This is a genomic window from Bradyrhizobium sp., assembly GCF_019242285.1.
Lineage (GTDB): Bacteria > Pseudomonadota > Alphaproteobacteria > Rhizobiales > Xanthobacteraceae > Bradyrhizobium.
In genome coordinates, this window is sequence record NZ_JAFAVV010000463.1 from 1 (window position 1) to 10,543 (window position 10,543).

A 10,543-nucleotide genomic window follows, 5' to 3' on the forward strand; every position below is an offset into this window, starting at 1 on the left:
GTCTCGACCCTCGGCAAGATCGACGTCCAGGGCGCCGACGCCGGCGCCTTCCTCGATCGCGTCTATGTCAACACCTTCTCCACTCTGCCGGTCGGCAAGGTGCGTTACGGCCTGATGCTGCGCGAGGACGGCCTGGTCATGGACGACGGCACCTCGGCCCGCCTCGCGCCGGATCATTTCGTGATGTCGACCACGACTGCGAACGCCGGCAAGGTGATGCAGCACCTGGAGCACGCGCGCCAGGTGCTGTGGCCCGAGCTCGACGTGCAGCTCGTCTCCGTCACCGAGCAGTGGGCGCAATATTCCATTGCCGGACCGCAATCGCGCCTTCTGCTCGCGCGCCTGCTCGGCGATGCGCTCGACGTCTCCGACGCCGCCCTGCCCTATCTCGGTTGCGCCGAATTTGCGTGGCGCGGCGTTCCGGCCCGGTTGTTCCGGATTTCGTTCTCTGGCGAGCTTGCCTACGAGCTGGCGGTGCCGGCGAATGCCGGAGACGCCGCGATCCGGGCGATCATGGAAGCCGGCGCCGATTATGGGATTGTCCCCTACGGCACTGAGGCGCTCGGCGTGATGCGGATCGAGAAGGGCCACGTCGCCGGCAACGAGCTCAACGGCATGACCACGGCCGCCGATCTCGGGCTCGCACGCATGATGTCGCGGAAAAAGGATTTCGTCGGCTGCGTGCTGGCGCAGCGGCCGGGGCTCGTCGATCCCGAGCGGCCGGCGCTGGTCGGCATCAGGCCGGTCGATCCGGCGGCGCGGCTCCGCGCCGGAGCACACTTCCTTGCCATCGGCGCCGAGCCCACGATGGAGAACGACGAGGGCTACGTCACCTCGGTCGCGTTCTCGCCGATGCTCGGCCATTGGATCGGGCTTGGCCTGATCAAGCGGGGGCGAATGCGGATCGGCGAGCGCGTGCGCGCGCATGATCCCGTTCGTGACGGCGACACCGAGGTCGAGCTGGTCTCGCCCGTCTTCTTCGATCCCGAAGGAAAGCGTCTTCATGGCTGACACCGCGTTCTCTCCGTCGCCGGCACTGTGCGACGCCGGCCAGCCGCAGTCCGGCGGCGGCGTCACGATTGGCGAGCGCCACGGCCTCGGCATCGCCACCATGCAGGCGCGCAGGAGCCAGGAGGCTGCCTTGCGTGAACGCATCCGTCAGCATTTCCTGATCGAACTGCCGAGCAGCTTCACCCTGGTTCGCGCCGGCGAGGTCGCCTTCGTCGGGATCAGTCCGGAGCATTGGCTCGCGCTGCACGAGCGTGACCGCCACCTGTTCAGCGCCTCGCTCCGGCAGGTCACGAGCCCGCTCGCCTCGATCGCCGACCAGAGCGGCGGCTATGCGGTCTTCCGCGTCGGCGGCCGCGCGATCCGCCAGACCCTCGCCAAGGGCTTTGCCGTCGATCTGCATCCCCGCGCCTTCAGGGTGGGCGATGCCGCCACCACGATCGTCGCCCACATCGGCGCCACCATCTGGCGCTGTGACGACGATGCGGACGGCAGTGCCCGCTTCGAGATCGCGGTGTTTCGCAGCCTGGCGCAGAGCTTCTGGACCTGGTTCTCCGACAGTGCCGCCGAATTCGGCTGCTCGTGGCAGGCGACCTGATGCGCCCGACGGCCATCGCGTCCTTTGCCGGCCGCCGCCGGGAAAGACCTGTCGTTTCGCCCCGCCGCCGTGTTACGACTCGCGGACACAGCAGGGGAACGAGGCAGATGAAGCGAAAGGCCGCCGCGCACGCGAAGGAGACGGTCGCCGAAACATCCGAATACCGAACCGGCTCGAACGCGCCCGTCGAACCCAATCGCAGCCTGGAGCGTGCGCTCGGCGCGAAGATCAGGGATACCCGGCGCGAGCAGGATCTCTCCGTGCTCGACCTCGCCGGCGCCGCCAACATCTCGGCCGGGATGCTGTCGAAGATCGAGAACGGCCAGATCTCGCCGTCGCTCTCCACGCTGCAATCGATCGCGAACGCGCTCACCGTTCCGCTCAGCCTCTTGTTTGCGGCGTCCGAGGAACGCCGCGACTGCTCTTTCGTCCGCGCCAAGCAGGGCGTCGTGATCGAACGCCGCGGCACCAAGGTCGGGCACGTCTATCAACTCCTCGGGCACGTCAACGGCGACGACGTCGTGGTCGAGCCCTACCTCATCACGCTCAAGGAGGAAGCCGAGACCTATACCGGCTTCCAGCACGCCGGAACCGAGTTCATCTACATGCTGACCGGCGAGGTGATCTATCGCCACGGCAACAAGAGCTACCGGTTGCGGCCCGGCGATTCCATCCTGTTCGATTCCGGCGCGCTGCACGGCCCGGAAGTGCTGGTCAAACGGCCGATGACGTATCTGTCGATCATCGTCTATCCACGCCGGGCCTAATCTCTTCCACCCATTGCCTATTTTCTTATCAGGAAAAATATATTCCTCATAAATTGACGAAGCGACCGAAGCTGCTACATTGCTTGCCGGTCGGGAGCGGAGCCCATGTGCGGAATCGTAGGATTGTTTCTGAAGAACGAAGCAATGCAGCCGGAGCTCGGCCGGCACCTGTCGAACATGCTCGCGACCATGTCTGCGCGCGGCCCGGACAGCGCCGGCATCGCCGTTTACGGCGCGGGCGCCGACGATGGCATCAAGCTGACCCTGCGCGCGCCCGAGGCGGCGATCGACCATGATCTCAGGGAGGGCCTGCGTGCGGCTCTCGAAGCGCCGGTCGAGCTGACGCGCCGGGCCAGCCATCTGGTGGTGACCGTGCCGCGCGCCGGCCAGGCGCGGGCGCTCGCCTGGCTGCGGACCCATCATCCCCGGCTGCACGTCGTGAGCGTCGGCTCGCACATGGAGATCTACAAGGAGGTCGGGCTGCCAGAACGCGTTGCCGACAAATTCGCGGTGCCGGCGATGCGGGGCACCCACGGCATCGGCCACACGCGCATGGCGACGGAGTCGGCGGTGACGACCGACGGCGCCCATCCGTTCTCGACCGGCGAGGATCAATGCCTGGTCCATAACGGCTCGCTCTCCAACCACAACGCGCTGCGGCGCAACCTGCAGCGCGAGGGCTTCGCGTTCGAGACCCAGAACGATTCCGAGGTCGCAGCCGGATATCTCACCTGGCGGATGCGCGAGGGCGACTCACTGAAGCAGGCACTGACGTCGAGCCTCGACGCGCTCGACGGCTTCTTCACCTTCGTGGTCGGAACGCGCGACGGGTTTGCCGTGCTGCGCGATCCGATCGCCTGCAAGCCGGCCGTCATGGCGGAGTCCCGCGACTATGTCGCCTTCGGCTCGGAATATCGCGCGCTGTCGGTGCTGCCGGACATCGACAAGGCAAGGGTGTTCGAGCCGGAGCCTGCGACGGTCTACGCATGGGAACGCCGGTGATGCCGGTGGTCGATCTGGCTTGGCAATCCGTCCGCGAGCTCAATGCGGCACTGCACCGGCTGGCGGCGGAGACCAATGAGACGCTCTGGGAGATCGCCAATCCCAACGGAAAACACGCGATCGTTGCCGGCGTCGACGCCCCGATTGGCATCGAGATCAAGGGGCATGTCGGCTACTACTGCGCCGGCATGAACAAGCAGGCCTCGGTCCGCATCCATGGCAATGCCGGCACCGGCGTGGCCGAGAACATGATGTCGGGTACCGTCCACGTCATGGGCGACGTCAGCCAGTCCGCCGGCGCCACCGGCCATGGCGGGCTCCTGATCGTCGACGGCAACGCGGCGGCGCGCTGCGGCATCTCGATGAAGGGCATCGACATCGTCGTCAAGGGATCGATCGGCGCGATGAGCGCCTTCATGGCGCAGGCCGGCAATCTCGTCGTGTTCGGCGATGCCGGCGATGCGCTCGGCGATTCCATCTATGAGGCGACGATTTTCGTGCGCGGGAACGTCAAGAGCCTCGGTGCCGACTGCATCGAGCGGCCGATGACGGAGCAGGACAGGACGCGCCTTGCCGACCTGCTCGGCCGCGCCGGCTTCCGCGACGGCGTCGACCCCGGCGCGTTCCGCATGTACGGATCGGCGCGCCGCCTCTACCATTTCCATATCGACAACGTTTCCTCCTACTGACGGCGGGCGATGGCTTCCTCCAAACCACGGACAGAACCGCGCTTCTCGGCGACGTTCGACCGCTACACCATCTCCGAGATCCAGCGCGCCGCCGCCACCGGCATCTATGACATCCGCGGCGGAGGCGCGAAGCGCAGGCTGCCGCATTTCGACGACCTGCTGTTTCTCGGCGCCTCGATCTCGCGCTATCCGCTCGAGGGCTACCGCGAGAAGTGCGGCACCGACGTCGTGCTCGGCTCGCGCTTCGCCAGGAAGCCGATTCATCTGAAGATCCCCGTCACCATCGCCGGCATGAGCTTCGGCGCGCTGTCGGGTCCGGCCAAGGAGGCGCTCGGCCGCGGCGCCAGCGCGGTCGGCACCTCGACCACCACCGGCGACGGCGGCATGACCGACGAGGAGCGCACCCACTCCTCGATCCTGGTCTACCAGGTCCTGCCCTCCCGCTACGGCATGAACCCCGACGACCTGCGCCGCGCCGACGCGATCGAGGTCGTCGTCGGCCAGGGCGCCAAGCCCGGCGGCGGCGGCATGCTGCTCGGCCAGAAGATTTCCGCGCGCGTGGCCGGGATGCGCACGCTGCCCGAAGGCATCGACCAGCGCTCCGCCTCGCGCCATCCCGACTGGACCGGCCCCGACGATCTCGAGATCAAGATCGAGGAGCTGCGCGAGATCACCGACTGGGAGAAGCCGATCTACGTGAAGGTCGGCGCCAGCCGTCCCTATTACGATACGGCGCTCGCGGTGAAATCGGGCGCCGACGTCGTCGTCATCGACGGGATGCAGGGCGGCACCGCGGCGACCCAGGAAGTCTTCATCGAGAATGTCGGCATCCCGACGCTGGCGGCGATCCGTCAGGCGGTCGAGGCGCTGCAGGAGCTCGGCATGCATCGTAAGGTGCAGCTCGTCATCTCCGGCGGAATCCGCAACGGCGCCGACGTCGCCAAGGCGCTGGCGCTCGGCGCCGACGCGGTCGCGATCGGCACCGCCGCGCTGATCGCGCTCGGCGACAACGACCCGGCGCTGGAGGCCGAATACAACGCGCTCGGCACCACCGCCGGCGCCTATGACGACTGGCAGGACGGGCGCGATCCCGCAGGGATCACCACCCAGGATCCGGAATTGGAGAAGCGGCTCGATCCGATCATCGGCGGCCGCCGCCTCGCCAATTTCCTCTCGGTGCTGGCGCTGGAGGCGCAGACCATCGCGCGCGCCTGCGGCAAGAGCCATCTGCACAATCTCGAGCCCGAAGACCTCGTCGCGCTCACCGTCGAAGCCGCCGCCATCGCCCGCGTGCCGCTGGTCGGCACCGACTGGATTCCCGGCCAGTCCCGAACCTGACATCTGTCGCTTGTGAGAGGCTCCATGTCGCGTAACCTCGCCGAGATCGCCAAGGAAAAAAACATCAGATATTTCCTCATCTCCTACACCGACCTGATGGGTACGCAGCGCGCCAAGCTGGTGCCGGCGGCGGCGATCGGCACCATGGCCAAGAACGGCGCGGGCTTTGCCGGTTTTGCCACCTGGCTCGACATGACGCCGGCCGATCCCGACATTCTTGCGATACCCGATCCCGACAGCCTGATCCAATTGCCGTGGAAGCCGGAGGTCGGCTGGCTCGCCGCTGACCCCTGGATGAACGGCGAGCCGGTCGCCCAGGCGCCGCGCAACATGCTGAAGCGCGTGATCGCGGGCGCCGCCGAGCGCGGCTTCCAGCTCAAGAGCGGCGTCGAGTGCGAGTTCTTCCTGATTTCGTCGGACGGCGAGCAGGTCGGTGATCCTGCCGACCGCCAGACAAAACCCTGCTACGACCAGTCGGCGCTGATGCGGCGCTACGAGGTGATCAGCGAAATCTGCGATGGCATGCTCGCGCTCGGCTGGAACCCGTACCAGAACGACCACGAGGACGCCAACGGCCAGTTCGAGATGAACTGGGACTACAACGACGCGCTCGTCACCGCCGACCGCCACGCCTTCTTCAAGTACATGGTGAAGTCGATCGCCGAGAAGCACGGGTTGCGGGCGACCTTCATGCCAAAGCCGTTCTCCAGCCTGACCGGCAATGGCTGCCACGTCCATGTCTCGCTGTGGAAGGGCGACCGCAATCTGTTCGAGGACGAGAACGGCGAGCTCGGCATCTCCGCGCTCGGCTACGCTTTCATCGGCGGCATCATCCATTCCGCCGATGCGCTTACTGCCATCCTCAACTCGACGGTCAATTCCTACAAGCGCATCAACGCGCCGCGCACGCTGTCGGGAGCGACCTGGTCGCCGAACACCGTCACCTATTCCGGCAACAACCGCACCCACATGATCCGCATTCCCGAGGCCGGGCGCTTCGAGCTCAGGCTTGCCGACGGCGCCGCCAACCCCTACGCGATGCAGGCCGCGATCCTGGCCGCGGGCCTCGACGGCATCCAGAGCAATCGCGATCCCGGCAGGCGGCTCGACATCAACATGTACACCGACGGCCACCTCGCCGGCGACGTCAAGAAGCTGCCGCTTAACCTGCTCGACGCGCTGCGGGCGCTGGAATCCTCGAAGCTGCTGACCGAGAGCCTCGGCGCCTATGTGCCGGCCTATCTCAAACTGAAGCATGAGGAATGGAACGAGTTCTCGCGCCACCTGACGCAATGGGAGCGCGAGACCACGCTGGACTGCTGAACGGGGACCTAACCACAGGCGACGTCCCGTAGGGTGGGCAAAGCGGCCTCTTGCACCGAAGCAAGCCACGCAAGGACAAGAGCGTGCCCACCATGAGCAGAAATGATGTCGATAGACGGTGGGCACGTCGTTCCGCGCGATGCGTAGCATCGTCGCGTTCGCGCCTCAGCCCACCCTACGGCGTCACGCTTTCAGATTCAGATGTCAAACAGCGATCAGGGCAAGACGGTGCATTCTCGCGACGGGATTCGTCCGAGCTCTGCTGCAACACCACCCTCGAAAACAGAAGAGGGCGCAGGGAAGACCGGGCATCGGCTGATACCCGCGGCCCGCCTGCAACAAGAAACGCAGGCGGCAGTCACCACAGGCTCAACCGGATGATCCGGCCTTCCCTGCGCGATGGTTTACGGCTTATAGCGCGCTCTCCCTGGTGCGCCGGGCTTGCTGGCCACCATCGCCCCGCGGATCGTAACCACGAGACTTGATATCAGCGTCGGGATATCAGGACCACACGCCTTCGCCGTCCGCATGACGCTGCTCGTCTCGCAGCATCACATCGTCCATCGCATCCCGCCCCGCGTATCGTGACGATCGCGATGCGCCCCTCCTGCCGAGGCGAGACGGAGCGGAGTATGCCACTGATTTGGGGGTAGCGTCAAGCCAAATTCTGAAAAAGCGAACGATACCTCGGGAGACGTCGGCATGACGAATGATCGCGCAACATCGGAAATCGCCTCGACGAGTGGAGCGGTCAGGACCCGCCCTTGATCTTCTGCCTGGTCGCCAGCTCAGCGCTTTCCACGAGCCGCGCGACGACCTTGCTGGGGACCTTGCCGTGCCCGCGGCGCCCCGAGTTTGCCTGCCAGATCGCCCTCGCGACCTCGAAGAGAACGCGCTTGGTCGAGGCGACCGTGAGCGGGATGCGAATGTCCGCGCCGCTGCCGCTCAGGTCGGTACCGGCGGCAACCAACGCGCCGGCGAACGCATTCTGAGGCGCGTCAATGCGATCGCTGTAGACAATGTGCCACTTGAAATCCGGCAGGACGAACAGCGGAACATGGTCCGTCTGGACGAGAACCAGATGACCGGCGTACGTGGCTTTCTCCTCCTTTGACAGATCCGAGAAGAGCGTCGCCTTGAAGCTCTCGAATTCCGATTCGATGTCGACGAAGTAATCAAGGCGCCTGAGATGTTCCCTGGTCGGACGCAGATAGATGAAGAAGGACTTCCGGCGTATGGCGTTCAGGATCGCCAGCTTCAACTCCATCTCATTGGGATCCATCTCGAATGGCCGCCTGAGCGCAGAAATATAGATGAAGACGTCGTCACTGCCCATCGAATCGAAGCTCCTGGCCACTTCCCTGATATTCTTGCTCGTCCTCTCTTCGGCCGGCAGCAGCTCGTGAAGCCGTTCGCGATTGGCTTCCTTGAGCTGGTCTTCGATGTTGAGTGATTGTCCAAGTTCGACGTGCTCTCCGGCGGAGAGCGCTTGCGCCCCGAGGATCGACCCGTCCTCGATCCGCGGCGCAAGCTGCTCGATCTTCCTGATAAGTTCGGGGCTGGCCGACCGCTTGATGCTCTGGATATTCGTCAGGGTCGACTGCGTGACGCCGAGCGCCTTCGCCAGCGTTGCCATGGACTTGAGCCCGGCAGAATGAAGGACCGCCTTCAGATAGGTTGCCCGACGTTCCCTGAGTTCGTCACGATCCACTGCCGTCCCCAGCATTGTAAGCCATCTTGAAGACTACCAGATGACACCGCCATCTGGGCGTCGTGTCAGGAAACATTGCATTGAAGTCAGCAGTCTTCCACAAATCTTTGCTAGGAAAGTTGCGTTTCTTTCAGTTCGAAACTACGCAAAATATGAAAAGAAACTTTTCTTGAAACATGGCCGGTTTTGCTGCCACCATACAGCACTAACTTCGACGCGACGGTAAGCCGGCAAGCCTCCCGAGTGACACCCGGCAGGCAAGGCAGAATGTTCGTCTCGCAGAACGGCCCCGCTCGCGCCCGAAGCTCGCGAGAAACGAGCGCCCAGCATGCCCGACATGGGAGTGCTGGCTGGCCGACGAAACGAGGAGGCGAAGATGACCGGACATCTCATTCGCGACGACAGCAGCGACCAAACCCGTTTTCCCTGGTTGAGCTCTTATCGGCTTTCGTCCGTCGAGAACCGCTTGCTGGCCGATGCCCTCCGTCATTACCAAGTGTTCACCGATGCGCAGTTTCCGCCCGACGTCGGGCGCCAGAGCCTGCTGGCGCAGATCGCCGCGGACAAGTCGCTGGCGCAGGCCGCGCCTGGCCTCAAGCGCCTGCTCGAGAAGGCGCGCACCGACCAGGTCGACTGCATCTATGTGACGAACCTGCCGACGGAGCGGTCGATCACCTGCCTGCTGTCACTGACGCTGGGCAGCTCGATCGGAAAGGCCTTCAACCAAGGTTCGCAGAAGGACGGCCGGCTGGTCATGGAAGTCGACTCCGACCGGTGCGACGGCGAGGAGCGGACGGAGCTCGACTGGCACACCGAAGGCGCCTGGATCGCACGCGACCGGCGCGCCGAATGGGTGGGCCTGCTCGGCGTCGAGAACACGCCCGGGAGCCACGTCGCCTATGCGCCGATCAAGCCCGTGGAGCAGACCCTGAGCGCGCGCGCAAAGGGCTGGCTCCACGACGAGTCTGCATGCTTCCGCTTCCCGCGCAGCTTCGCACTGGATCCGACGGCCTGGTCGGCGCCCCGCGCCGTGCTGTCACGGTCGTCGCTCGGCCACACCGAGATCGCCTGGCCGGGCAGCGCCGTGCGCTCTGCCAAGCCGGGCGATACGGTCGGCCCGGTTGCGCTGGCCGAACTCTCATCCGAGATCGGTCGACAGCATGTGCGGGCAGCGATCGCCGCAGGCAGCTTCCTGGCCTTCAGCAATATTCGCGGCGTGCACAGGCTGGAAGTTGCCGGCGACGGCTACAGCCTGCTCTACAAGACCTATGCCCGCCATTCCCTGCGCACGCTGCAGGCGAAGGGAGAGTCCGGCCCGCTATTCTCTCTCACTGGTGCCGACGCCCCGCGGGCCGAACTGCTGACCGTCGGCATCGTCGCGTGAGGCTGGCGATGCACTGTAGGATGGGTTGAGCGAAAAGCGAAGCCCATCCTACGAGCTGACGCAATGGCGGGTACGCTTCGCTAACCCGTCCAACGAACACTCACGCGCATCCGATGGCTCGCAATTGCGGCGAAGAGCCTCAAAAAAAGCCATTGGGCGTTGCGGCGGCAGATGGTCGTTCCATCAAATCGCCTGCGTCACGCCTCCGGGAGATTTCCGATGTTGTATGGTTTTTGCAGTGTTTTTGTGCCAAAATTGTTCATTGTTGAGTTCAGGGAAGCGTCGTATGAGCGCGCAGGCGATATTGCGCCAATTGATCGGCGAGCATGGCGTGGCATTGCGCTTGCCTGCCGGCAACAACCAGATCGCGGCCCACATCGCGCAGGAAACAGGCCTGGCGCAGGGCACCTTGCTCGGCATTCTCAACGGAAGCACCGCCCGCATCAACGAGAACACGCGAAGAAAGCTGGCTGACTTCTTCAACCGCGTCGCCGTGCCCCACATTCAGCCGGTCTGGCTCTCGAGCTCTTCGCTCGCCGAATTCAACACCCAGCGCGCCCAGTCGAGCGTGATTCCGCTGACGATGCCGACCGACTATCGACCGATGGTCGGCGCGCTGCAGAACTGGCTGTGCGGTGTGCATATCGCCTATCGCTACAGCCTCGATCTCATCGATACGCCCGACGTGGCCCGCGAGGTCGTCCACATCTGGAACGACGGCTC

10 protein-coding genes are annotated in these 10,543 nt (G+C 64.9%); 9 read left to right on the forward strand and 1 reads right to left on the reverse strand.

The window, feature by feature from the left end:
* From JOY90_RS18190 to glnT, 7 genes are all read left to right on the forward strand, one after another.
* On the forward strand, nucleotides 1-1,011 hold a 1,011-nt coding region (locus tag JOY90_RS18190), incomplete at its 5' end, for a glycine cleavage T C-terminal barrel domain-containing protein (protein WP_291692501.1).
* The gene (locus JOY90_RS18195; protein ID WP_291692502.1) at nucleotides 1,004-1,606 is read left to right on the forward strand and encodes a sarcosine oxidase subunit gamma; all 603 of its coding nucleotides are present in this window, start codon (nucleotides 1,004-1,006) and stop codon (nucleotides 1,604-1,606) included. The genes JOY90_RS18190 and JOY90_RS18195, both read left to right, overlap by 8 nt.
* Before the next feature lie 107 nt (nucleotides 1,607-1,713).
* A complete protein-coding gene (locus JOY90_RS18200) occupies nucleotides 1,714-2,373 on the forward strand; it encodes a helix-turn-helix domain-containing protein (protein WP_291692503.1) in 660 nt (219 codons plus the stop codon).
* A 105-nt stretch (nucleotides 2,374-2,478) separates the two neighbouring features.
* Nucleotides 2,479-3,375, forward strand: coding sequence for a glutamine amidotransferase (locus tag JOY90_RS18205; protein ID WP_291692504.1), 897 nt, complete (start codon nucleotides 2,479-2,481; stop codon nucleotides 3,373-3,375).
* Nucleotides 3,375-4,064, forward strand: a complete 690-nt coding sequence (locus tag JOY90_RS18210; RefSeq protein ID WP_291692510.1) for a protein glxC — start codon at nucleotides 3,375-3,377, stop codon at nucleotides 4,062-4,064. Before JOY90_RS18205 ends, JOY90_RS18210 begins: the two co-directional genes overlap by 1 nt.
* 9 nt (nucleotides 4,065-4,073) lie before the next feature.
* Nucleotides 4,074-5,402, forward strand: a complete 1,329-nt coding sequence (locus JOY90_RS18215) for an FMN-binding glutamate synthase family protein (RefSeq protein ID WP_291692505.1) — start codon at nucleotides 4,074-4,076, stop codon at nucleotides 5,400-5,402.
* Nucleotides 5,403-5,426: 24 nt separating this feature from the next.
* Nucleotides 5,427-6,725, forward strand: a complete 1,299-nt coding sequence (glnT, locus tag JOY90_RS18220) for a type III glutamate--ammonia ligase (protein ID WP_291692506.1) — start codon at nucleotides 5,427-5,429, stop codon at nucleotides 6,723-6,725.
* A gap of 751 nt (nucleotides 6,726-7,476) precedes the next feature.
* Here glnT and JOY90_RS18225 read toward each other — a convergent pair.
* Nucleotides 7,477-8,451, reverse strand: coding sequence for a helix-turn-helix transcriptional regulator (locus tag JOY90_RS18225; RefSeq protein ID WP_291692507.1), 975 nt, complete (start codon nucleotides 8,449-8,451; stop codon nucleotides 7,477-7,479).
* 313 nt (nucleotides 8,452-8,764) lie between these two features.
* On the opposite strand from JOY90_RS18225, the gene JOY90_RS18230 reads away from it, so the two are divergent.
* Together JOY90_RS18230 and JOY90_RS18235 are read left to right on the forward strand one after the other, a co-directional pair.
* Entirely contained in the window at nucleotides 8,765-9,820 is a 1,056-nt protein-coding gene (locus JOY90_RS18230) for a hypothetical protein (RefSeq protein ID WP_291692508.1), read from the forward strand.
* Between the two features lie 286 nt (nucleotides 9,821-10,106).
* Nucleotides 10,107-10,543, forward strand: a 437-nt coding sequence (locus tag JOY90_RS18235; RefSeq protein WP_291692509.1) for a hypothetical protein, incomplete at its 3' end; no start/stop codon positions are given.